Source organism: Streptomyces sp. NPDC004327, assembly GCF_042873935.1.
GTDB lineage: Bacteria > Actinomycetota > Actinomycetes > Streptomycetales > Streptomycetaceae > Streptomyces.
In genome coordinates this window covers 312161-334024 of record NZ_JBIAME010000001.1, presented here as the reverse complement: position 1 = coordinate 334024, position 21864 = coordinate 312161, and the positions used below count along the sequence as shown (strand labels likewise).

The 21864-nt window shown below is 73.4% G+C and carries 21 protein-coding genes; 12 read left to right on the top strand and 9 right to left on the bottom strand.

Translation table 11 applies throughout. The annotated features are described in order from the left end of the window. Nucleotides 1–22 precede the first annotated feature (22 nt). Together ACFYU9_RS01355 and ACFYU9_RS01350 are read right to left on the bottom strand one after the other, a co-directional pair. The gene (locus ACFYU9_RS01355; RefSeq protein WP_389209735.1) at nt 23–1504 is read right to left on the bottom strand and encodes an SDR family NAD(P)-dependent oxidoreductase; all 1482 of its coding nucleotides are present in this window, start codon (nt 1502–1504) and stop codon (nt 23–25) included. Between the two features lie 88 nt (nt 1505–1592). After that, nucleotides 1593–2315, bottom strand: coding sequence for a (2Fe-2S)-binding protein (locus ACFYU9_RS01350; protein WP_389209733.1), 723 nt, complete (start codon nt 2313–2315; stop codon nt 1593–1595). Between the two features lie 120 nt (nt 2316–2435). Between ACFYU9_RS01350 and ACFYU9_RS01345 the strand changes: the two genes are divergently transcribed. Together ACFYU9_RS01345 and ACFYU9_RS01340 are read left to right on the top strand one after the other, a co-directional pair. After that, nucleotides 2436–3155: a carbonic anhydrase gene (locus ACFYU9_RS01345; protein ID WP_389341264.1), complete on the top strand. Its 720-nt coding sequence runs from the start codon at nt 2436–2438 to the stop codon at nt 3153–3155. A 116-nt stretch (nt 3156–3271) separates the two neighbouring features. After that, nucleotides 3272–4255, top strand: coding sequence for a DMT family transporter (locus ACFYU9_RS01340; RefSeq protein ID WP_389209729.1), 984 nt, complete (start codon nt 3272–3274; stop codon nt 4253–4255). Here ACFYU9_RS01340 and ACFYU9_RS01335 read toward each other — a convergent pair. Together ACFYU9_RS01335 and panD are read right to left on the bottom strand one after the other, a co-directional pair. Then, a complete protein-coding gene (locus ACFYU9_RS01335; RefSeq protein WP_389341261.1) occupies nt 4136–5497 on the bottom strand; it encodes a transglycosylase family protein in 1362 nt (453 codons plus the stop codon). The two genes, ACFYU9_RS01340 and ACFYU9_RS01335, sit on opposite strands and share 120 nt — an antisense overlap. 704 nt (nt 5498–6201) lie before the next feature. Further along, nucleotides 6202–6627, bottom strand: a complete 426-nt coding sequence (gene panD, locus ACFYU9_RS01330; protein WP_389341258.1) for an aspartate 1-decarboxylase — start codon at nt 6625–6627, stop codon at nt 6202–6204. 843 nt (nt 6628–7470) lie between these two features. Here panD and ACFYU9_RS01325 point away from each other — a divergent pair. Together ACFYU9_RS01325 and ACFYU9_RS01320 are read left to right on the top strand one after the other, a co-directional pair. Continuing rightward, nucleotides 7471–7680, top strand: a complete 210-nt coding sequence (locus tag ACFYU9_RS01325; RefSeq protein ID WP_389341255.1) for a DUF6479 family protein — start codon at nt 7471–7473, stop codon at nt 7678–7680. Nucleotides 7681–7727: 47 nt separating this feature from the next. Beyond that, a complete protein-coding gene (locus ACFYU9_RS01320) occupies nt 7728–8009 on the top strand; it encodes a hypothetical protein (protein ID WP_389341252.1) in 282 nt (93 codons plus the stop codon). Between the two features lie 120 nt (nt 8010–8129). Here ACFYU9_RS01320 and ACFYU9_RS01315 read toward each other — a convergent pair whose 3' ends face one another. After that, on the bottom strand, nt 8130–8273 hold the full coding sequence (locus ACFYU9_RS01315) for a hypothetical protein (protein ID WP_389341249.1): 144 nt from the start codon (nt 8271–8273) through the stop codon (nt 8130–8132). Nucleotides 8274–8702: 429 nt separating this feature from the next. Here ACFYU9_RS01315 and ACFYU9_RS01310 point away from each other — a divergent pair, with 429 nt between their 5' ends. The 4 genes from ACFYU9_RS01310 (at nt 8703) to ACFYU9_RS01295 (ending at nt 11585) form a co-directional block, all read left to right on the top strand. Next, a complete protein-coding gene (locus ACFYU9_RS01310; RefSeq protein ID WP_046910562.1) occupies nt 8703–8927 on the top strand; it encodes a DUF6458 family protein in 225 nt (74 codons plus the stop codon). Nucleotides 8928–8987: 60 nt separating this feature from the next. Continuing rightward, nucleotides 8988–9362, top strand: coding sequence for a PRC-barrel domain containing protein (locus ACFYU9_RS01305; protein ID WP_389341246.1), 375 nt, complete (start codon nt 8988–8990; stop codon nt 9360–9362). 86 nt (nt 9363–9448) lie between these two features. Continuing rightward, nucleotides 9449–9901 (top strand): SRPBCC family protein, encoded by a 453-nt coding sequence (locus tag ACFYU9_RS01300; RefSeq protein ID WP_041132393.1) that lies wholly within the window; start codon nt 9449–9451, stop codon nt 9899–9901. A 481-nt stretch (nt 9902–10382) separates the two neighbouring features. Then, nucleotides 10383–11585, top strand: a complete 1203-nt coding sequence (locus ACFYU9_RS01295) for an IS110 family transposase (protein WP_389341243.1) — start codon at nt 10383–10385, stop codon at nt 11583–11585. An 18-nt stretch (nt 11586–11603) separates the two neighbouring features. Here ACFYU9_RS01295 and ACFYU9_RS01290 read toward each other — a convergent pair whose 3' ends face one another. From ACFYU9_RS01290 to ACFYU9_RS01280, 3 genes are all read right to left on the bottom strand, one after another. After that, nucleotides 11604–11837 (bottom strand): hypothetical protein, encoded by a 234-nt coding sequence (locus ACFYU9_RS01290; RefSeq protein ID WP_389341240.1) that lies wholly within the window; start codon nt 11835–11837, stop codon nt 11604–11606. A 936-nt stretch (nt 11838–12773) separates the two neighbouring features. Next, the gene (locus ACFYU9_RS01285; RefSeq protein WP_389341237.1) at nt 12774–12950 is read right to left on the bottom strand and encodes a thiamine pyrophosphate-binding protein; all 177 of its coding nucleotides are present in this window, start codon (nt 12948–12950) and stop codon (nt 12774–12776) included. A gap of 52 nt (nt 12951–13002) precedes the next feature. Next, entirely contained in the window at nt 13003–14595 is a 1593-nt protein-coding gene (locus tag ACFYU9_RS01280) for an FMN-binding glutamate synthase family protein (protein ID WP_389209710.1), read from the bottom strand. Between the two features lie 122 nt (nt 14596–14717). Here ACFYU9_RS01280 and ACFYU9_RS01275 point away from each other — a divergent pair, with 122 nt between their 5' ends. Next, nucleotides 14718–15068 (top strand): hypothetical protein, encoded by a 351-nt coding sequence (locus ACFYU9_RS01275; protein ID WP_389341234.1) that lies wholly within the window; start codon nt 14718–14720, stop codon nt 15066–15068. Between the two features lie 108 nt (nt 15069–15176). Further along, nucleotides 15177–15338, top strand: coding sequence for a DUF5670 family protein (locus ACFYU9_RS01270; protein ID WP_086829420.1), 162 nt, complete (start codon nt 15177–15179; stop codon nt 15336–15338). Nucleotides 15339–15441: 103 nt separating this feature from the next. Here ACFYU9_RS01270 and ACFYU9_RS01265 read toward each other — a convergent pair whose 3' ends face one another. Beyond that, nucleotides 15442–15669, bottom strand: coding sequence for a DUF5133 domain-containing protein (locus ACFYU9_RS01265; protein WP_389209705.1), 228 nt, complete (start codon nt 15667–15669; stop codon nt 15442–15444). Nucleotides 15670–15949: 280 nt separating this feature from the next. Between ACFYU9_RS01265 and ACFYU9_RS01260 the strand changes: the two genes are divergently transcribed. Then, complete coding sequence (locus ACFYU9_RS01260) at nt 15950–19426, top strand: HAMP domain-containing protein (protein ID WP_389341231.1); 3477 nt, start codon at nt 15950–15952, stop codon at nt 19424–19426. Further along, nucleotides 19423–21825, top strand: coding sequence for a SpoIIE family protein phosphatase (locus ACFYU9_RS01255; protein ID WP_389341228.1), 2403 nt, complete (start codon nt 19423–19425; stop codon nt 21823–21825). Before ACFYU9_RS01260 ends, ACFYU9_RS01255 begins: the two co-directional genes overlap by 4 nt. Nucleotides 21826–21864: the final 39 nt, after the last annotated feature.

The window sequence follows — 21864 nt, the reverse complement described above, 5'->3', positions numbered from 1 at the left end:
TCGATCATCGATCAGAATTCGGTCACCACTTTCCGGGGTTGTAGTCCTTCAGGAACACGCCGAACACGTCGTCGCCCTGCTCGCCCCGGACGATCGGATCGTAGACCCGGGCCGCGCCGTCGACCAGGTCGAGCGGGGCGTGGAATCCCTCCTCGGCGAGCCGCAGCTTGTCGAAGTGCGGGCGCTCGTCGGTGATCCAGCCGGTGTCGACCGAGGTCATGAGGATGCCGTCGGCGTCGAACATCTCCTGGGCGCTGGTCCGGGTCACCATGTTCATGGCGGCCTTCGCGGCGTTGGTGTTCGGGTGCCCGGCACCCTTGTAGCCGCGACCGAAGACGCCCTCCATGGCGGAGACGTTGACGACGTACGCGCGCCTGCTGGCGGCCTTCGCGGCGGCCTCCGCCATCGACGGGCGCAGCTTGCTGATCAGGATGAACGGCGAGGTGTAGTTGCACAGCTGGGTTTCCAGCAGCTCGACCGGGGAGATCTGGTCGATGGTCTGCACCCAGGTGTTGCTCTCGACGACGTCCGGGACCAGGCCGCCGGCGTCGATGGCCGTGCCGGCGTGGTGCCGCTCGATGCTGGCGTTGCCGGCGACGAGGGCGAGGTCGGCGACCTTCTGCGCGTCGAGGCCGCTGGTGCCGATGGGCAGCGCGGCGAGGCCGTCGACCGCGCCGGAGTTGAAGGCGCCGATGACGTGGTGGGCGGGCAGCTCGCCGGCGGGCAGCGGCGCGCTCTCGCCGTCGACGAGGGCGGCGTACGCGGAGGGCAGCCGGCGCACGGTCTGGGTGGCGTTGTTGACCAGGATGTCCAGCGGGCCGGCGTCGGCGACCTGGTCGGCGAGGGCCACGGCCTGGGCCGGGTCGCGCAGGTCGATGCCGACGACCTCCAGGCGGTGCATCCACTCCGCGGAGTCCTCCATCGCCTTGAAGCGGCGGATGGCGTCCTTGGGGAAGCGGGTGGTGATGGTGGTGTGCGCGCCGTCGCGGAGCAGTCGCAGCGCGATGTACATGCCGATCTTGGCGCGGCCGCCCGTGAGCAGCGCGCGCTTGCCGGTCAGGTCGGCGCGGGCGTCGCGCTTGGCCCGGTTGGTGCGGGCGCAGTCCGGGCAGAGCTGGTGGTAGAAGTAGTCGACCTCCACGTAGCGGCTCTTGCAGGTGTAGCAGGAGCGCGGGCGCTGGAGTATGCCCGCGATCCGGCCCTCCTCGGTGGCCGACGACGGCAGGATGCCCTCGGTCTCGTCGTCGATGCGCTGCGCGGAGCCGGTCGCGGTGGCCTCGGTGACCGCCTTGTCGTGGGCGGTCTTGGCGGCCCGGCGCTCCTGGCGGCGGCGCTGCTTCACGGTCCGGTAGATGCCGGCGGTGGCGCGGCGGACGGCGATGGCGTCCGGGTGGTCGACGTCCAGCTGGTCGAGCTCGTCGAGCACGCTCAGGCAGACGGCCAGGCGCTCGGGGTCGATCCCCGGCCCGTACTCCTGGGACAGGGTCTCTTCGGTCACCGTCATGGCCTTCGTCGTTCCTCGATCGCTCGCGCCCGCACGCCTGCACCCCCGCAGCACGTCCAGTACTTCCACTGCTTCCAAAGACGCAACTTTACGGAGCCGGGGGCCGCCGCTCCAAACCCGTACGGGGCGGGTGGTCGAACACACAGTCGCCGCACAGACCGCCGGACGCGGACCGGTAGTAGAGGCAGCAGCTGGTACGGCGTAGGGCCGGGCCGCGTACGGTGCCCGCCAGGTCGGGGTGGCCGAGGAGGCCCCGGGTCAGGGCAACGGCCCGCTCGGCGGCGTCGGGGCGGTCATGGGCGCGGGCCCAGCGCAGGAGTTCGCGCAGCGCGCCGGCGAGCGCGGAGCCGGCGTTGCCCCAGAGCAGCCGCGGGGAGATCCGGCCGTCGCGGGCGAGGGCGGCGTGCAGCGGGACGAGGTGGGCCTCGACGACGGCCGCGCGCAGCCCGGCGACGGTGCCGGGGCGGGTGGCCGTGCCGGACCACCAGAGGTCGTCCGGCGCGCTGCGGGCGCCGTCCCAGTGCAGGGTGTCGGGCGCGAGGTCGGGGAAGCGGCCGGCCAGGGCGGCCGGGCCGAGGGCGGTGGACCAGAGCCGGGCGGCGAGGCCGAGGTGGGCGACGGAGGCGGCGACCCGGCGCTCCGGGGTGCCGAGGGTGGCGGCGACGCGGTCGAGGCGGGCGGTGAGCGGGGCGTCGTCCCGGCCGGCGTACAGCTCCGCGAGCGGACGGTGGGCGGCCTGGGCGGGCGGGCTGGTGCGCAGCGCGAAGAAGCCACCGAGCTGCGCGCCTGCGTCGAGTTCATCGCGATCCACGCGGGCATCCTTCCATCCACTGAGACAAAACCGATCACCTCTGGCCAGCTATGGTCAACTACCGGTCAAGTCCAGACCAAGGGGATTCCAAAAGCGCAGGTCGGTCGCCACGCTCGGCGCATGTCCCTCACGACTCCCACCCCCGTCCCCGCCGCCAGACCCGGCCGCCGCGGCGTCCTCGCGCTCGGCCTCGCCGCCCTGACGGCGACCACCGTCGGCGCGGCCGCGCCGGTCGCCGTCCCGGCGCCGCGCCGCCCCGCGGCCGGCCTGCTCGACGCGTCCGGCGCGCTCGCCGAGCTGCGGGCCGGCAACGACCGGTTCGCCGCGCTCCGCCAGCGCCACCCGCACCAGGACGAGGCCCGCCGCGCCACCGTCGCCGTGGCCCAGCACCCCTTCGCCGCCGTCCTCGGCTGCATCGACTCGCGCGTCCCGCCGGAGCTCGTCTTCGACCAGGGCCTCGGCGACCTGCTCGCGGTGCGCTCGGCGGGCCAGGCGCTCGACGAGGCCGTGCTCGGCTCGCTCCAGTACGGCGTCGAGGAGCTGCACGTGCCGCTGGTCCTCGTCCTCGGTCACGAGCGCTGCGGGGCCGCGGCCGCCGCCGTCGAGTACGTGCGCACCGGCAACCCCGCCGAGGGACACCTGGAGCGGGTCGTGGAGGAGCTGGCCCCGGCCGCCCGGGCGACCCGGCACCTGCCCGGCGACTGGGTGGAGAACACGGTGCGGGCCAATGTGGACCGGATCACCCGCCGACTGGCTCGGGATGCGGCTTTTTCCCACGCGCGCATCGTCGGCGCCCGCTTCGACCTGGACACCGGAAAGGTCGCGTTCCACCCGGCCTGACCTGCACGGGCGTACACCCGTGGGCGTACGAGGCGGCTTCGTACTCCATCCGCGGTACCTCCGATCGCGTTCCCGGGTACGACGACGGGAGCGCGCTGAAGAGAGATCGTGGAGTCATGAGCCCCCTGGTGCTGTCCGTGCTCCTCTCGCTGGTCTCCGCGGCCGCCTACGCGGCCGCGGCGATCGTGCAGGAGCGGGTGGCGGCCTCGGCCGCCGTCCCGCGCTACGCGCCCGTGCGCCGGCCCGCGTGGTGGGGCGCCGTGCTGCTCACCGGCCTGGGCGCGGCCCTGCACGTGGCCGCGCTCGCGTACGGGCCACTGAGCCTGGTCCAGCCGCTCGGCGCCCTCACGATCGTGTTCGCGCTGCCGATGGCGGCGCTCTTCGTCGGCCGCCGGGCCGGCCGCGCCGCGTGGCGGGGCGCGCTCATGGCCACCGCCGGACTCGCCGGGCTGCTCAGCCTCACCGGCGGCACGGCGGCCCAGTCCCTCGACGGCGACGAGCGGCGGCTGCTCGCCTTCGTCACCTTCGGCGCGGTGGCGCTGCTCTTCACCGCGGCGCACCTGGTCCGGCGTCCGGCGCCGCGCGCCGTCGTCCTGGCCACCGCGGCCGGCATCGCCTTCGGCATCGCCTCGGTCTTCACCAAGACCGTCGCCGTCGACTTCCGCCTCGACGCGCCGCTCGCCCAGTGGCCGAGCCTGCTCGTCCTGTCCGCGCTCGCGGTCGGCGGCCTGCTGCTCTCCCAGGCCTCGTACCGCGGCGCCGGGCTCGCCGCCCCGCTCGCCACGGTCACGGTGGTGAACCCGGTGGTCGCCGCGACCGTCGGCCTCACCCTCTTCGGCGAGTCCTTCCGTTACGGCACGGCCGGCGGCGTCGCCGCGCTGATCTGCGGAGCGGTGGCGGCGGGCGGGCTGGTCGAGCTCACCCTCGACCGGATGTCGAAGCCCGCGGACCACCTGTCGGTGTCAGATGCGCCCGCCTTCTCAAATAGAGACGCCCCGGGCGCGGAGGTACGCCAGCGGGTCGATGTCGGACCCGTACCCGGGACCCGTGCGCATCTCGAAGTGGAGGTGCGGTCCCGAAGTGTTGCCGGTCGACCCTGAACGTCCGATCCGCTGACCGGTGTTGACCCGCTGCCCCTCGCGCACGGTGAGCGCGGAGAGGTGCGCGTACTGGCTGTAGCGGCCGTCCGCGTGCCGGATGACCACCTGGTAGCCGTACGCCCCGCCCCAGCCCGCGGAGACGACCCGGCCGACGGCCACGGCGCGCACGGAGGTGCCGGTGGGGACGGGGAAGTCGACGCCCGTGTGGTAGCCGCTGGACCAGGAGGACCCGGCGACCCGGTAGCGGGTGCCGATGTCGGTGTCGGCGACGGGCGAGACGAAGGAGTGCGCGGCGGGCTCGGGGCGGGGCGCGGGCTTGTGCGCCGTAGGCTTCGGGGCCGGCTTGTGGACCGGCTGGGGCGCGGGCTTGTGGACGGGCCGCGGGGCCGGCTTCTGGACGGGCTTGGCGGCCGGGGGCTTGGAGGCCGGCTTCGTCTGGGGGTGGGGGTTGGCCTGCGGATGGGGGTTGGTCTGGGGGTGCGGCTTGTTCTCCGGGTGGGGCTTCGGCTTCGACACGGGCTTCGACGCGGGGCCCGGCTTGGCGGGCGCGGGGGCGGGAGCGGTCATCCGCAGGGTGAGCCGCTGACCGGGGAGGATCAGGTCGGGGTCACCGCCGACGACCGTGCGGTTGGCCTCGTACAGGCGCGGCCAGCCGCCCCTGACGTGCTCGTCGCGGGCGATCTTGGAGAGCGAGTCGCCGGGCTCCACGGTGTACATCTCGCGCACGGTGGGCACGGTGGTGGGGCTCGCCGGCTTGCTCCGCTGCGTGGGTAACGCGGCCTGGGTCAGCGGGCGGATGCCCTCGGTCTGCGTGGTGGGCCCGGAAGCGCCGTCCGCGCCCTGCCCCTCGCCGCTCCCCCGCTCGAGCCCGGCGCGCGGGCCGCAGGCGGGCCAGGCACCGGGCCCCTGCCCCTTGAGCACGCGCTCGGCGACCTCGATCTGCTGGTCCCTGGAGGCCAGGTCGGCGCGCGGCGCAAAGTGCGTGCCGCCGTACCGCTCCCAGGTGGACTGGCTGAACTGGAGTCCGCCGAAGTAGCCGTTGCCGGTGTTGATCTGCCAGTGGGAGGACGACTCGCAGTCCGCGAGCTTCTCCCAGACGTCCAGCGAGGCCGCCTGCGCCGTCCCCGCCCCGATCAGCGGCAGGGCCATGCCGGCGCCGCCGGCGGTGACGGTGAGCGAGGCCCGGTTGATCCGGCTCGGCTGGTACCGGCGGTGCTTCCCACGTGTTCCGCGCACGGCCATGGGCCCCCCTCGAACGCATCGGCAGTCGCCCACGGTAAGGGTGGGCAACGGTGCGTGACAAGGGCTTCGCCCCAATCCCCGCATGGTCCGTCACCTTCCAACGGTCACCCTTCGACCGGGGCCTCGCGTCCGCGCCCTCACGCCCGGGGCCTCTCGCCGGTGATCTCCCGCCCGCGACCTCCGCTGGTCACGACCGCCCGGCGGGCCCGGGCTGCGGCTGAGGTTCGGGTTCGGGCATGGGGTTGGGCGAGGGTTCGGGCTCCGGTACGGGATTGGGCGGCGGCACCGGCGGGGGCGACGGCGGCCCGGGCGGCGGCCAGGGATCCGGGATCGGGGGCTGGGTCATGAGGGGCTCCGTGGGTACGGGGGCGGGCCCGGGAATCCGGGCCGGGATTCCGGACGACGGATCGGACCGCTGAAGGACCACTGACCGGACCGAATCCGATCCGCGGCCCGGGACCGAACCGCGAATCCGGGCCGCGGACCGGACCAGGGACCGGGATCGGGAACCCGGGACCGGGGCGGCGTATCCGCTTCAGCGTCCCCCGGTCCGACTGCCCGCGCTCGCGGGGCCCATTCATTCGGGTGGCGCCGACCGGGTCACCACAGCGCCGGCCGGGCCTTCGGCTGCCGCTCGGCGGCCGGTCGGCCATGCCGGCTCCCTCGTCTAGTACGCGGCCCCGCGAACCGGTGCGCTCCGGAGGTCAGCTCCCTGCGGGCACGGCGTGCGGCGCCCGCACGGTGTCGGTCCCCGGCACGGGCGCGGACGCGTCGCCGCCCAGCTCCACGATGCGGTTCTCCGCGTCCACGTGCACGACGCGCGGCACGAGCGAGCGCGCCTCCGCGTCCGTCACCTGCGCGTAGCTGATGAGGATCACCAGGTCACCGGGGTGGACCAGATGGGCGGCGGCCCCGTTGATCCCGATCACACCGGAGCCGCGCTCGCCCTCGATGACGTACGTCTCCAGGCGGGCCCCGTTGTCGATGTCGACGATGTGCACCAGCTCACCGGGCAGGAGGTCAGCGGCCTCCATCAGCTCGGCGTCGATGGTGACGGAACCGACGTAGTGCAGGTCGGCCTGGGTCACGGTGGCGCGGTGGATCTTGGACTTGAACATGGTGCGTATCATCGAGGTACTCCCGGAATAGGCTCCCTGCCTGCGTTTTTGCAGGTCAAGGGCTGTTTCCACACCCTACAACGAGTCGCAAGTCCGGGCAGCTGTCCCCAGGTTTCCGGGACTCATGCTGACCACTTGCCAACTTCCCTGACGCATCGTCAGGCGACGTGCAGGAAGGCTTCGCCCCCCTCCCGGACCTCACCACGACGACGGCACAAGCCTACGCAGCATCCCCCGAAGGGCGTCCGTGATCACCGTCACTCCGGTGGCCTCGGCAGCGGTCAGGGGCGAGGACGTGCGACTGGAAGCCGGGCTGCGGGCTGCGATGGGCCAGCCCGCACAGGCCACCCAATAGGCGCCTCAAAGGGGCGGGCGATCGCCGTCACCGCGCTCCGGCCGCGCCCGGCCGTCCGTCCGGAGGGCCGGGCGTCGCCCGCCCGCCCGTGCGTGCGATCACGGAGACGGGGTACGCGCATCTTCCGGAACGACCCGGAGCCGTACGCGCGCGGAAGGAGACGTCATGGGCCCGGAGCCCGGATACAGGCGGGCACCACCGGCCGGGGACGGCGCGGCCGGGGTCCGGCTGCTGTTGGTGCGCCACCGAAGGCGTGCACCAGGACCGGCGGGTCGACGACTTCGACCGCCAGCCGAGCGAGCGAGGCAGGGGGGCGACGCGCCCCGGACCGGCCGCCGGCTCGCGGGCTCCGGTCTCGAACCCGACTTCGTGCTCCGCTCCCCGCCGCGCAGGACCCGCCGGACCGGGCGGCTCGCAGCCTCCGCGCTGGAGGACCCGCCGCCCGGCCCGGCGGGAACGGAACGCAGCACCCCGTTCTGATCCGTGAGAAAGGAAGAATCATGACCCTCTCCTTGGCCGCCGCCTCCGGATCGTCCTCGCTGTTCCTGATCCTGGTGGGAGTGGTGCTGGTCGTGGTGCTGATCGCCGCCTTCTGGTGGGGTTCACGGCGCGCCGCCCGCCGACGGCGGGACGCCCGTGTCGCCCAGCCGCCACCCATGGAGGCGGGGCGGGATTCCTGGTCGACCCCGGAGGAGGGGCCAGAGCGATGAGAAGGGGCGCACACGCCCCGCGACGGAACGGAGACGGAGGAGGGACCATGGGCGAGCAGAAGCAGTACAGGACGGACGAGGACCGCGCCGGCCGGCCGCGCACCACGCCTGCCGACGCAAAGGGAGAGAGCGGCGACGAGGAGGCCCGCAGGGAGGCCGACGAGGCCGTGTCCTCCCGGGGACTGCCCGGCGGCCGGCGCGAGACCGGCGAGCGGCAGGGGGTCACGGGCCGTGAAGCCACCGACCCGGAGGGCGCCGGCGGTCACACCGCCAAGTACCAGCGCCCCGGGGTGGGACGCGAGGAGCAGACGCGCGGGCACGACGGCTGACGGCCCCGCGCCCCCACCTCACCGGGTCGGTGGCACATCCGGCACCGCTCCCGTACGCCGGCGCCCCGCGCGATGTACCGCGCGGGGCGCCGGCGTACGGCCGTGAGGGGCGGGCTGGCGTCAGCGATGGCGCAGCCTGCCGAACAGGCGGCGTGCCTGGGCGCGCCTGCGCGGGTCGGCCGCGGCGCGGCGAAGGGACGCCGCCGCGTCACGGCCCTGGGGGCTGCGGGCGAATCGCTTGATGCGGTCCAGCAGTGCGGTCATGGGCTTCTCCTCCGATGTCCGTGTCCTGGCACTCCGTGTTGCCCCGGGCGGCCGTCTCACACCCCCCTTTATTGACGGCCAGTCAGGACTGTTGTGCGGGAAGGTCGTTCTCGTACGGGCGCGGCGCGGTCAGGGCGGCCCTCCGGGTCCCGTCCGCCGCCTGGCCGACAGGTGCGCTGCCCGGCGTGGCCGGCCCGCTGCCGACGGGCCGGGAATCGGGTGCGCCGCCCGCCGGTCGTGCGCGGGCCCGCGGCTGAACGCGTGCCCCCCTCCGTCCATGAACATCCCCTGAAGGACGTCGAATCGGCGGTTCGCCGTGCCCACGGGCCCGGACCGGCCCGTTCCGACCGTCTCCGAGGACGGCGGAATGATCCCCGCGGACCCGGGTACGCGGACGCTGTCCAACCCGCAGGGGAGGAGCAACCAACCATGGGTCTGGGACTGTTCATCATCATGATCGCCGTCGGCGCGATCCTCACGTTCGCGACCGACTGGGAGATCCAAGGGGTCGACCTCGATCTGGTCGGCCTGATCCTCATGGGCGTCGGCCTGCTCGGGACCGCCGTCTACACCAGCGTGCTGCGCCGCCGTCGGATGGTGGTCCCGCCAGTGGCGCCCACGGTCACCGACGACGACCGTCGTGACCTGCTCTGAGGCGGCCCGCGCGTCCGGCGCCGCGCCCTGCACGAACACAGCGACAGAGGAGTGACAGCGATGACCGACCATCTGTGGTCCTTCAGTGCCGAGTCCGGCCACCTGGCGGGTACCGACCTCACCGGGTGGCGCGTCGAGGCCGCCGACGGGCACATCGGCAAGGTGGACAAGCACTCCGACGAGGTGGACGACTCCTACCTCGTCGTGGACACGGGCGTCTGGATCTTCGGCAAGGAGGTGCTCATCCCGGCGCGGGCGGTGACCCGCGTCGACCTGGAGCAGCAGACCCTGCACCTCGCCCTGTCGAAGGAACAGGTCAAGGACTCGCCCGAGTTCGTCTCCGACAAGCACCTCGCGGACCGTCAGTACCGCGAGGAGATCGGCCAGTACTACCGCACGTCCTGGCCCTTCGGGGGAGGCGTGGGCGGCTTCTGACGGCCGCCGGTCCGCCCCGGTCCGCACAAGCTCGGCAGCACGTCCCCGACAGGGGGACGATGCGCCTGCGAGAGAAAGGTGTCGCCATGTCCAAGGTGGAGGAGTCGGTCGAGGTCGAGGTCCCGGTGCGCGCCGCGTACGACCAGTGGACCCAGTTCGAGACGTTCCCGCAATTCATGGACGGCGTGGAACGGATCGAGCAGCGTACGGACACGCTCACGCACTGGGTCACGGAGATCGGCGGTGCGCGGCGCGAGTTCGACGCCGTCATCACCGAGCAGATCCCGGACGAACGGGTCGCGTGGACGACGGTCGAGGGCGAGGCCCGCCAGGCGGGCGTGGTGACGTTCCACCGCCTCGACGAGACCCGCACGAAGGTCATGCTCCAGATGGACTTCGCCCCCGAAGGGCTGACGGAGCAGGCGGGCGACAAGCTCGGCTTCGTCAAGCGCAAGGTGGCCGGCGACCTCAAGCGGTTCAAGTCGTTCATCGAGGAGCGCGGTGGCCTCCAGACGGGCGGCTGGCGCGGATCGGTCTGAGGGCCCGGCGCCGGCGCGCCCGTGGCGGGGCCCCGCCCCCCCTGGCCGCGCGCCGACGAACGCGGCCGCCCCGCTCGGGCCCCCTTCCGATGCGGGGCGGCCGCATGTCCCGGCCGCCCCCGGCCGTCCCCCGGCGTGCTGTGCTCCGGCTCGAAACCGAGGGGTGTGGATCCCGATCGGCGGAGCAGGCGGGGATCGAGCGAGGGACACGCTCGCGCCGGGCGATCCACGGTCCCCCCCCCCCGTTACCTTCTTCGTGGCTCCGCAATGGGGCCTCCGGCCTTCGGGTCCGGCATGACTTCCCCCCCCTTGTTGTTCATGATCCGGGGGGTGGTGTCACCGGGTCCGGAGGCATCGACGGACCGCTGATGACGGGCTTGAGCACCGGCTTCACCCGAGCCGGAAGAGCTCTCCGTAACGTGGATGTGGCAGCTCGATGCCGTGCCTGGGCCGGACGAAAGCGTGATGGAGGGGCCTGCACGTGATCGACACCAGCGACATCGACGTCTTCCTCGGCCTGGACGTCGGCAAGGGCGAACACCACGCCACCGCCGTCACCCCGGCCGGGAAGAAAGCCTTCGACAAACGGCTGCCCAACACCGAACCCAAGCTCCGCGAACTGTTCGCGAAACTCCAGGCCAAGCACGGAACGGTGCTGGTGGTCGTCGATCAGCCGGCCTCGATCGGGGCCCTGCCGCTGGCGGTCGCCAGGGACATGGGATGCCCGGTCGCCTATCTGCCGGGGCTGACGATGCGGCGGATCGCCGACCTCTATCCGGGCGAGGCGAAGACGGACGCGAAGGACGCGTTCATCATCGCGGACGCGGCCCGCGCGATGCCTCACACGCTGCGGGCGATCGACGGCGAGGACGAGACGATCGCCGAGCTGGAGATGATCGTCAGCTTCGACGACGACCTCGCGGGGGAAGCAACCAGGGTCGCGAACCGGCTGCACGGCCTGCTGACGCAGATCCATCCGTCGCTGGAACGGGTGCTGGGGCCGCGGTTGCAGCACCCTGCCGTCCTCACGCTGCTGGAACGGTTCGGGTCACCGGCCCAGATACGCAAGGCCGGTCGTCGGCGGCTGGTGACCCTGCTGCGGCCGAAGGCACCGCGGATGGCCGAGCGGCTGGTCGAGGAGATTTTTGCCGCGCTGGACGAGCAGACCGTGACGGTCCCAGGGACCGAGGCGGCCGCGCTGATCGTCCCGAGCCTGGCCGCATCCCTGACGGCGGTGCTTGACCAGCGCAAGCTGCTGGCCGCGCGGATCGAGGAACTCCTAGAGGCCCACCCTCTTTCCAAAGTCCTGACCTCGATACCGGGCATCGGAGTCAGGACCGGAGCCAGGATCCTGATCGAGGTCGGAGACGGCAGCACCTTCCCGACCGCCGGCCACCTCGCCGCCTATGCCGGGCTCGCACCCGCGACCCGCAGCTCGGGGTCCTCGATCCGCGGCGAACAGCCGTCCCGGAGAGGAAACAAGCAGCTCAAACGGGCCTTCTTCCTCTCCGCATTCGCCGCACTCGGCGACCCGGCGTCGCGCACCTACTACGACAAGAAGATCGCCCAGGGCAAACACCACACCCAAGCACTGCTCTACCTCGCCAGACGCCGGGCCGACGTCCTCTTCGCCATGCTCCGCGACGGAACCTTCTACGAACCCCAACCCGCCGCAGCCAGGTGAGGAGTTGAGACCGCTCGATCAGTCCTCCGGCCGCAGCCTCTGACGGGCGGCCTCAAGCTGCTGGTCATAGTCAGGCGCGAACAGCGCGGGAAGCGCCTTGTCGAGCGTCCCGGCGATCCGATGAATCGGCGCCCAGACCGCCGGATCGTCGACCACACGACTGAGATCCGTCATCTGGAGCTTCTCCAGCCAGTGCGACAGCACCAGTGCCTCATCGCTCGTGAGCTTGATCGTCACCTGGCTATCCCCCATGCACACCCCTACGGCTCGGCCCTTCCTCGACCACACGAACCTACTGGCCCGAGACCTTGACCAAACACATAGGGGCACCCCCCCTTGCCGTGGATCGGTGGTACCCGTGAGTGGCCCGCACCCGTGGAGGGTGCGGGCCACTCGCCTGCCGTCCCGAGCCGCGGCCCCGCGCCACTGCCCCCGGCCGTCGCTCCGAGCCCGTGCCGCGGGGTCGCGGTTCCCGGCTCATCCGAGGGCCGAGGCGGTCTTTCCGCGTCCTCGGGGTTCGACCCGGGAAGAGCGGGAAGCCGAACTTGTGGGCCACGGAAGCAGGCTGACGGGCGATCGGCCCACGGAACCCACCCAGGAGGCGCTCATGTCGAACCCGACCCGAGCCCTCGGCCGCGTGGCGCCGTGCGCCGCGCCGGTGGGACCGACCGTCCCCGCGCCGGCCGTCCCCGCGCCGGGTGCCCCCGTGCACGGCATCTCCGTACGCGGTGTCCCGGTGCGGGGACTCCCCGCGGGGACGGGGCCACGCCCGCGCGCTCCGGAGGCCGCAGTCCCGTCAGAGGACCCCAGTGCCCCGGGCCGGAGCGGGGAGGGCCGTACGTACGCTCCCGCCGCGACCCCCGGCGCACCGCGCCGACGGGACGGACAGGAGGGGCGGGAGGGGCCGGGCGGGCGGACCGCCGGCCCCGCCAACGGCGACGGTGGCCACCCGCCCCCGCGAACGGCCGGTACGCCGCGGGCCTGACTCCGCACCGTGCCGCGCCGGACGGAAGCCCCCGCACCCGACGGGGGCTTCCGCCGTGGGACGGGGCGGTTCCGCTCCCGACCCGTGCCGCCCGGGACGGCCGCTTCCGCCGGGTTGGTCAGCACGTCGAGGAGGGCCCGGCAGGGCGAGCGCCTTGCGCACGGCCTCGTCCCGTTCGCCCGGCGCGGTGACGCGGATGCCGGTCAGCCCGAGCGCCTCGGCCACGCTCCGGCGGCGAAGGCCGCGGCCTCCTCGTGGCGGAAGCGGGTCCAGTCGGTGCCCTCGGTGGTCCGGATGGCATCGGTGATCGGGTTGAGCGCGTCGCCGACCACGCCGAAGACGCGGTCGGCGCCGAGGTCTGCGAGCCGGTCGGCGATCACCTGTGCACGGTACGGGACATGGGGTCTCCTTCCTCTGGGGCTGTCGACCGGTTCACCGGAGGGTGAACCGGTCCGGATGGGCCGCCTTCCAGTCGCCCGCCCAGGTGTCCGGAACCGATGCGGGCGACAGGAGCAGACCGGGTTCGAGCGGTTCGTACAGCTCGGCGTGGGAGCGCACGGCATCGGGTCCGACCCGGCGCAGCAGCATGCCGGGCTCCAGATCCCCGGGGCCGTCGGCGCCCATGGCGGCCATGAGCGCGAGGGCGCTGCGGACGGTCGCCTCCTGGAAGCGCCGGACCCGCTCCGCCTTGCTCTGCACGTCGAGGGCGCGGGCACGCCTGTGGTCCTGGGTGGCGACTCCGACGGGGCAGGTGTTGGTGTGGCAGCGCTGGGCCTGGATGCACCCGAGGGCGAACATCATGGCCCGGGCGGAGTTGGTGTAGTCCGCACCCTGGATCAGCCGCTTGACGATGTCGCTCCCGGTGGCGACCTTGCCGGAGGCGCCGATCCTGATCCGGTCGCGCAGCCCCGTGCCGACGAGGGCCCGGTGCACCGTGGTCAGTCCCTCGGTGAGGGGAAGGCCGACGGTGTCCGCGAACTCGAGCGGCGCGGCCCCGGTGCCGCCCTCCGCCCCGTCGACGACGATGAAGTCGGGCGTGAGGTCCTCCTCCAGCATCGCCTTGCAGACGGCGAGGAAGTCGCGGCGCGCGCCCACGCACAGCTTGAAGCCGACCGGCTTGCCGCCGGAGAGCTCCCGCATCCGGCCGAGGAAGCGCACCAGCTCCCGGGGGGTCCGGTAGACGCGGTGGTACGGCGGGGAGATCACCGTACGGCCCTCGGGGACGCCGCGGACGGCGGCGATCTCCCGGCCGACCTTGGAGCCGGGCAGCACTCCCCCGATGCCGGGCTTCGCGCCCTGGCTGATCTTCAGCAGGACGCAGGCGACCTGGTCGAGCGCGGCCTTCTCGGCGAACAGCCGCGGGTCGAAGCCGCCGTCCTCGGCACGGCAGCCGAAGTACCCGGTCCCGATCTCCCAGACGAGGTCGCCGCCGGGGGCGAGGTGGTGCTCCGACACCCCGCCCTCGCCGGTGTCGTGGGCGAAGCCGCCGCGCCGGGCGCCCTCGTTCAGGGCGCGGACGGCCGGGGCCGACAGGGAGCCGAAGCTCATCGCCGACACGTTGAGCAGGGCCATGTCGTAGGGCCGCGCGCAGTCGGGGCCGCCGATCCGGACCCGGGGCGCCTCGTCCGGCACCGGGCGCGGCGCCATGGAGGGGACCAGGTACTCGGTGCCGGTCCGGTCCAGCTCCAGCTCGGTGCCGAAGGGGTCCTCGGCGTCCGTCCCCTTCGCCCGCTCGTACACGATGGACCGGGTGTCACGGTCGAAGGGCACGCCGTCGACGTTCCTCTCGACGAAGTACTGCTGCACCTCGGGGCGGATCGCCTCCATCGCGAACCGCAGGTGCCCGAGGAGCGGATAGTTGCGCAGGATCGAGTGGCGCCGCTGCACGACGTCGTACGTCGCGACCGCGGCGAGCAGCAGGGCGGGTCCGGCCGCGCACCACCACCACGGGGACACCAGGACGGCCGCGAGGCCGGTGGCGAGCGCGGCGAGGACGGAACAGACCACGAGCAGTGACGTCACCATGGACGGTCGTCTGTCCCGGACGGGCGCGGTCAAGCGCGCGGTCGAGCACTCGGGGAAAGGGGGCGGGGCCGGGGCCGTGATCCACCAGGTTTACCGTGCGGGGCTCCGGCCAGACGGTGCCCATGAGCGCTTCGGAGAACAACGGACGAAACCCCCTCCCCTGGACCGGCCCCTACGCCGTCCCGGACCGCCCCGGCCTGACGCGGGTGGATGACCCCGACGGGGACGGGACGTACGGGCCGGCCGTTCTCGCGGGCCTGCGCCCCCTTCCCGCGCCGTCCGCGGAGACGGCCCGCGGGACCGGGGGCGGCCTGCGGGCCGCCGCGCGCGCCCACCGGACCGTGACGGCCGGTGCCGCGGCCGGCGCGGCGGCCGCGCTCGCCCTCGCGTACGGATGGGGGCGCCGGACCGAGCGCCTGGCCGCACGGCGCGACCTGGGCCCGGTGGCCCTGTTCTTCGAACGCCGCGGCTGAGCGGGCGGCGCTTTTCGCCCCCGCGCGAGGCCGGCGCGCGTGTCCGCCGTCCGCCGCCCTTCCCTTTCACCTTTCCGTCAGTCACCGTCTCCACGGAGGTCGACCCCCATGGTCCCCCTGCTTCTCGTCCTGCTCCTCGCCCTGCTGCTCTTCGGCGCCGGCTTCGCCGTCAAGGCGCTCTGGTGGATCGCCGTCATCGTGCTCGTCCTGTGGCTGCTGGGCTTCGTGGCCCGGCCGAGGGGCGGCACGAGCCGCTGGTACCGCTGGTAGGCGGCCCTCCGGGCGGGCGCGCTCCCGCCCGCCGCACGGCCGAGCCCGGCACCTTTCGTCAGGAGGGTGCCGGGCTCGGCCGCGTGCTCAGGCGCTCAGGCACTCAGGCGCTCAGCACCGAGTCGTCCTCGGGGCGCGCGCCCGGCAGACGGTGGCGGGCCGCGATCAGCGCCGCGTCCACGTCCCGCGTACCGGTGGACACGCACAGCGTGTAGGCGAGGTCGTCCATGCGCCGCCGTGCTTCTTCGCCGCCGTTCTCGGCCTTGAGCAGCTTGAGCGTCTCGTACTGCTCGATGAGCTCGCGCAGGACCGCGGGATGGGCCATCAGCACGTACTGCTCCCCTCGTCGTCGGGGCGGGGGACCGCCCGGTTCGACGCGCGTGTACCCCGGTCGCGGCGTCGCACACCCCGTCCCGAGGCCGGGCGAGGACGGGTTCCGGCCGGATGAGCGGCACCGACCTCCTGTTGTCGATCACGGAGGGGTAGTGTCGTCATGATTGCCGTACGGCAACGATCGCGGCAGCCGGAGCCGACCCGGGGGAACGGTCGGCCGGCGCGGGGCGTGGGCCGGACGGTCCGTGCGCGCACATGGCGGGGAACGAGGATGGGGCATGTCTGAGACGACGACCAGGGGTTCCTCCGGACGGGAGCGGTCCGGGCCGGCCGCGGTGGTCGAGCCTGGACTCCGCCAGCTGCTGGCCGGGCTCACTGCGGTGCGGGACGGCGACTTCGGCACCCGTCTGCCGGACGAGGCCGACGGGCTGATGGGCGAGATCTCCCGGGTGTTCAACGGGATGGTCGACCAGCTCTCCCTGTTCACCTCCGAAGTGACGCGGGTGGCGCGCGAGGTCGGCACGGAGGGGACGCTCGGCGGGCAGGCCGCCGTGCCCGGCGTCTTTGGCACCTGGGCCGATCTGACGGACTCGGTCAACGCGATGGCCGGCAACCTCACCACCCAGGTCCGCGACATCGCCCACGTGGCGACGGCCGTCGCCAAGGGCGATCTCTCCCAGAAGATCGACGTGGACGCGCGCGGCGAGATCCTGGAGCTGAAGAACACCATCAACACGATGGTGGACCAGCTCTCGGCCTTCGCCGACGAGGTCACGCGCATGGCCCGGGACGTGGGCACCGAGGGCATCCTCGGAGGACAGGCCGACGTGAAGGGCGTCTCCGGCACCTGGCGCGATCTGACCGACTCCGTCAACTCGATGGCGGGGAACCTCACCGCCCAGGTCCGGGCGATCGCCCACGTCGCCACCGCCGTCGCGGGAGGCGACCTGTCGAAGAAGGTCGACGTCGACGCCCGGGGCGAGATCCTGGAGCTGAAGACGACCATCAACACGATGGTCGACCAGCTGTCCTCGTTCGCGGCCGAGGTGACCCGGGTCGCCCGCGAGGTCGGCACCGAGGGCCGGCTCGGCGGCCAGGCCAGGGTGCCGAACGTGGCCGGGACCTGGAAGGACCTCACCGAGAACGTCAACGAGCTGGCGGGCAACCTCACCCGCCAGGTTCGCGCCATCGCCGAGGTCGCGAGCGCCGTCGCCGAGGGCGACCTCACCCGCTCGATCACCGTCGAGGCGTCGGGCGAGGTGGCCGAGCTCAAGGACGACATCAACGCCATGGTGGGCTCGCTGCGCGAGACGACGCGGGCCAACCAGGAGCAGGACTGGCTCAAGTCCAGTCTGGCCCGGATGTCCGCGCTGATGCAGGGCCACCGCGACCTGGCCGTCGTCGCCGAACTCGTCATGGACGAGCTGACCCCGCTCGTGGGCGCCCAGTACGGCGCGTTCTACCTCGCCGAGGAGGGTGCCGGCGGCGTCGAGCTGGGCCTCGTCGGCTCCTACGGACGCCCCGCGGGCGACCGGGACCGGGTGCGCTTCCGGCTGGGCGAGTCGCTCGTCGGGCAGGCCGCCCGCAGCCGCCGCACCGTCACCGCCGAGAACGTCCCCGAGGACTACGTCACGATCTCCTCGGGTCTCGGCAGCACGTCCCGGGGCAGCCTCGTGGTGCTGCCGGTCGTCGTCGAGGAGCAGGTGCTCGGCGTCATCGAGCTGATGTCCTTCAGCCCCTTCACCTCCGTGCACCGGGACTTCCTGGAGCAGCTCATGGAGACCGTCGGCGTCAACCTGAGCACCATCGTCGCCAACGTCCGCACCGACGAACTCCTGGACGAGTCCCAGCGGCTGGCCGGCGAACTCCGCTCGCGCACCGAGGAACTCCAGGCGCGGCAGGAGGAGCTGCAGCGCTCCAACGCCGAGCTGGAGGAGAAGGCGGCCCTGCTCGCCACGCAGAACCGCGACATCGAGGCCAAGAACCTCCAGATCGAGCAGGCCCGGCAGGAGCTGGAGGACCGCGCCCAGCAGCTCGACCTGGCCTCCACGTACAAGTCGGAGTTCCTGGCCAACATGAGCCACGAACTGCGCACGCCGCTCAACAGCCTGCTGATCCTGGCCCAGTTGCTGGCCCAGAACCCGACCCGCAACCTCACGGCCAAGCAGGTCGAGTACGCCGGCATCATCCACTCGGCCGGATCCGACCTGCTCCAGCTGATCAACGACATCCTCGACCTCTCCAAGGTGGAGGCCGGGAAGATGGACCTCAACCCGGAGCGCGTGCCGCTGCGCAGGCTCCTCGACTACGTCGAGGCCACGTTCCGCCCCCTCACCTCGCACAAGAGCCTCGCCTTCACGGTCTCCACGGCCGCCGGCGTCCCCGTCGACCTCGTCACCGATGACACGCGGCTCCGGCAGGTGCTGCGCAACCTGCTGTCGAACGCGGTCAAGTTCACCGAGCACGGCAGCGTCGAGCTGCGCATCGAACCGGCGTCGGACGACGAGCTGCCCGTGTCGGTGCACCGCGGCGGCCCCGTCGTCGCCTTCCGCGTCACCGACACCGGCATCGGTATCGCCCCCGAGAACCTGGAGGCCATCTTCGGCGCCTTCCAGCAGGCCGACGGGACGACCAACCGCAAGTACGGCGGCACCGGCCTGGGCCTCTCCATCAGCCGCGAGATCGCCCATCTCCTCGGCGCCGCCCTCACCGTCACCAGCGTGCCGGGCGAGGGCAGCACCTTCACCCTCTACCTCCCCGTCGCCCGCACCGACTTCGCCGAGCAGCCCGCCCCCGACGCCTTGCCCGCAAACTCCCCGGCAGGGCTCGCCGTCCCGGCCCCCGCCCGGGGCGGCGCGCTCGCGCTGCCCGGCGGCGCGGCCGCCCGGCCGCCCCGGCGCCTCCTCGTGATCGAGGAGCGCCCGCGCGGGCTCCTCGCCGTCGTCGCCGAGAACGCGGTCGGCCGGCTCTCGGCCGACGGCGGGCAGACGGGCCGGTCGGACATCGAACTGGTCGCGGTCGTCGGCCCTCAGGAGGCCGCCGCCGCGCTCGCCACCCAGTCGTTCCACTGCGTCGTGCTCGACGTCGACATGGCGGACGGCGACGCCCTGCGCTTCCTGGACGCCATGGACGGGGACGAGGCGCTGCGCGCCGTCCCCGTTCTCGCCCACAACAACCGCCGGCTCCCCGCCGACGAGGAGGGCGCCCTCCAGGACCTCGCCCGCAGCCGACCGCTGGAACTCCTCTCCAGCCTCGACGAGCTGCGCGAGCGGATCGCCCTGCACCTGTCCGCGGAGCAGCCCGGCGACGTCGTGCCCCTGGTGCGCGGCGACCACTGGGCGCCCGCGCCCCGGGCCGTCGACAGCACCCTGAGCGGCAGGACCGTGCTCGCCGTCGACGACGACGCCCGCAACCTGTACGCCCTCAGCGGCATCCTGGAGCTGCACGGCATCACGGTGCTCCACGCCGAGAACGGGCGGAAGGGCATCGAGACGCTGCTGGCGAACCCGGCCGTCTCCCTCGTCCTGATGGACGTGATGATGCCGGAGATGGACGGCTACACCGCGACCGCGCGGATCAGGGAGCTGCCCCAGTACGCGGACCTGCCCGTGATCGCCGTCACCGCGAAGGCCATGCCGGGCGACCGGGAGAAGAGCCTCGCGTCGGGGGCCAGCGACCACGTCACCAAGCCCGTCGACGCCGACGAACTCATCGCCTGCGTCCGCCGCTGGCTCGACGGAGGGACGGCCTCGTGACCACTCCCCCGCCCTGCGACAGCGGCGTCCCGCACCCCGGCGACGACGTCCCGGCCGTCCCGGACACCGCGGCGATCGACGGCCGGCTGGCCGCCACGGTGGAACGGCTGCGCGGCGAGGTGCGCGCCGCGCACGCGGCGGCCGAGGGCCGCGCCCTGATCGAACTCGCCAAGGGAGTCATCGTCGAGCGCCTGGGCTGCGGTCCGGCCCAGGCGGCCCGCCAGCTCGCGGAGCTCGCCGACCGGGCCGGACTGTCCCGGCTGGAGCTGGCCGCGGACATCATCAACCAGGCGGCCCGTGACCGGATGGCCGAGGCGACGGACGAGTTCGTGAGAACGGCCGTCGGCGAGCCCCCGGCCACCGCCGCCGCCTCGGTCGCCGTGCGGCTGCGCACGGCGGAGAGCGCGGCGCTCGGCGCCGGCGACACCCAGGCCGTCGCCGAGTCCCTGCTCCGGCACGCCCTCGAACCGCTGGGCGCCGTCGCCGTCGCGATCTGGACCGCCGGTCCGGACACCTCGCTGAGCCTGCGCGGGCACGCCGGCTTCGGCCTCGACGAGGCGGCCCGCTGGCACTACGTGCCGCCGGGCGTGACCACCGCGGCCCGCCAGGCGCTCATCGGACGCCGAACCGTCCGCCACGCCTCCCTGACGGCCTCGGGCATCCCCTCCATCGGCCGCGGGCGTCATCCCGACGGCGGCCGGGTCGTCGTCCCCGCCGGGACCGGCGGCCGCATCCACGGCGTCCTGGAGATCTGCTGGGCCCGCCCGCTCGACCCCCTGCCGCAGGTCGTGGAGCGCCAGATCGAGGCCCTCGCCGAGCTCTGCGCCCACACCCTGGAGACCCTGCCCGAGGCGTCCCCCGGGGGCTTCTTCGTCCCCGGCGGGGAGGGGGTGACGGCGCTGGCCGAACTCTCGGACGGGCTCTACGACCCCGCGCTCGTCCTGACCCCCCACCTGGACCAGGCGGGAGAGCTCGTCGACTTCCGCATCCGGCACGCCAACGCGCACTTCCAGGATCCGGCCGGACGGCCCCGCGGCTCCGTCGACGGAGCCCTGCTCCTGGAGGCGTACCCGGCGACGGCGGGCGGCAGCGAACTCTTCGAACGGATCGAGCGGGTCTACGCCACGGGGGAGCCGTTCCGCGCCCGCCGGGTCCGGCTCACGGCCCTGGTGGACCAGGTGCCGCTCGCCTCGCTCGCCGACATCAGCATCAGCCGGTACGGCGCGGGCGTCCTGTTCATCTGGCGCGTCGAGGACGAGTCGGCGCGCCTCGCCAGCCTCCTCCAGCACGCCCAGCGCCTCGGCCGGGTCGGTGCCTTCGAGGAGGACCTCGTCACCGGTGACATCACCTGGCACGGTGAGCTGTACGAGCTCTTCGGCCGCAGGACGACGGAGCCGCCGGTCGCCCTGCGCGACCTCGCCGGCCACGTCCACCCCGACGACGCCGACACTGTCCGCCGCTTCCTCCAGACGGTGCTGCACCAGCGACGGGTGGGCTCCGCCGCCTTCCGCATGCTCCGCCACGACGGCGTCACCCGGCACATCCGGGTGACCGCCGAACCCGCCCCGGGCGGCGACGGCGGTCTGCAGACCGTCCGGGGCGCGTACCAGGACATCTCGGCGCAGCACTGGACCGAGGTCGCCCTCACGGCCACCCGCGACCGGCTGGCGGCGACCGAGGAGGCGGCCGAGGAACGCAACCGGCTCACCCTCCAGCTCCAGCACGCGATCATGCCGCCGGCCATGCCGCCGCTGGACGCGCCGGGACTCGACGTGGCCGTGCGCTACCGGCCCGCGGAGTCCGAGTCCCTGGTCGGCGGCGACTGGTACGACGCGGTCGTGCTGCCGTCCAAGAAGGTGCTGCTGTGCGTCGGGGACGTCGCCGGCCACGGCGTGGAGGCCGCCACCGGCATGGTGGTGCTGCGCAACGCCCTCCGCGGCCTGGCGGTCACGGGCGCGGGCCCGGGGCAGCTGCTGTCCTGGCTCAACAGCGTCGCCCACCACCTCACCGCCCACGTGACGGCCACCGCCGTCTGCGGCGTCTACGACCCGGAGAGCCGTACGCTGCGCTGGGCCCGCGCGGGACACCTCCCGCCGGTGCTGGTGCGCGCGGAGGAGGCGCTCGACCTGCCGCTCCTGCGCGGGGTGCTGCTGGGAGCCCTCGCGGAGACCGAGTACGAGGAGACGGAGCTGCGGCTCGAACCCGGCGACACGGTGCTGATGTACACCGACGGGCTCGTCGAGCGGCGCGACACCGCCGTCCACGATTCCGTCGCCCAGCTGCTCACCGTCGCCCGGCAGCCGTCCGACAGCCTCGAACACCGGCTGGACCAGCTGCTCGCGCGCAGCAAGTCGGACACGGACGACGACACGTGCGTGGTCGGTGTCCAGGTGTGCTGACACCGCCCGCCCGCCCCGAGACCGGCCCCTCCCCCACGG

Coding starts and splice junctions, on each gene's coding strand:
- ACFYU9_RS01300 (WP_041132393.1), top strand. CDS start 9,449: ATGTCCAAGGTGGAGGAGTCGGTCGAGGTCGAGGTCCCGGTGCGCGCC.
- ACFYU9_RS01340 (WP_389209729.1), top strand. CDS start 3,272: ATGAGCCCCCTGGTGCTGTCCGTGCTCCTCTCGCTGGTCTCCGCGGCC.
- ACFYU9_RS01275 (WP_389341234.1), top strand. CDS start 14,718: ATGAGCGCTTCGGAGAACAACGGACGAAACCCCCTCCCCTGGACCGGC.
- ACFYU9_RS01270 (WP_086829420.1), top strand. CDS start 15,177: ATGGTCCCCCTGCTTCTCGTCCTGCTCCTCGCCCTGCTGCTCTTCGGC.
- ACFYU9_RS01325 (WP_389341255.1), top strand. CDS start 7,471: ATGACCCTCTCCTTGGCCGCCGCCTCCGGATCGTCCTCGCTGTTCCTG.
- ACFYU9_RS01345 (WP_389341264.1), top strand. CDS start 2,436: ATGTCCCTCACGACTCCCACCCCCGTCCCCGCCGCCAGACCCGGCCGC.
- ACFYU9_RS01280 (WP_389209710.1), bottom strand. CDS start 14,595: ATGGTGACGTCACTGCTCGTGGTCTGTTCCGTCCTCGCCGCGCTCGCC.
- ACFYU9_RS01290 (WP_389341240.1), bottom strand. CDS start 11,837: ATGGGGGATAGCCAGGTGACGATCAAGCTCACGAGCGATGAGGCACTG.
- ACFYU9_RS01355 (WP_389209735.1), bottom strand. CDS start 1,504: ATGACGGTGACCGAAGAGACCCTGTCCCAGGAGTACGGGCCGGGGATC.
- ACFYU9_RS01260 (WP_389341231.1), top strand. CDS start 15,950: ATGTCTGAGACGACGACCAGGGGTTCCTCCGGACGGGAGCGGTCCGGG.
- ACFYU9_RS01320 (WP_389341252.1), top strand. CDS start 7,728: ATGGGCGAGCAGAAGCAGTACAGGACGGACGAGGACCGCGCCGGCCGG.
- panD (WP_389341258.1), bottom strand. CDS start 6,627: ATGATACGCACCATGTTCAAGTCCAAGATCCACCGCGCCACCGTGACC.
- ACFYU9_RS01310 (WP_046910562.1), top strand. CDS start 8,703: ATGGGTCTGGGACTGTTCATCATCATGATCGCCGTCGGCGCGATCCTC.
- ACFYU9_RS01315 (WP_389341249.1), bottom strand. CDS start 8,273: ATGACCGCACTGCTGGACCGCATCAAGCGATTCGCCCGCAGCCCCCAG.
- ACFYU9_RS01335 (WP_389341261.1), bottom strand. CDS start 5,497: ATGGCCGTGCGCGGAACACGTGGGAAGCACCGCCGGTACCAGCCGAGC.
- ACFYU9_RS01305 (WP_389341246.1), top strand. CDS start 8,988: ATGACCGACCATCTGTGGTCCTTCAGTGCCGAGTCCGGCCACCTGGCG.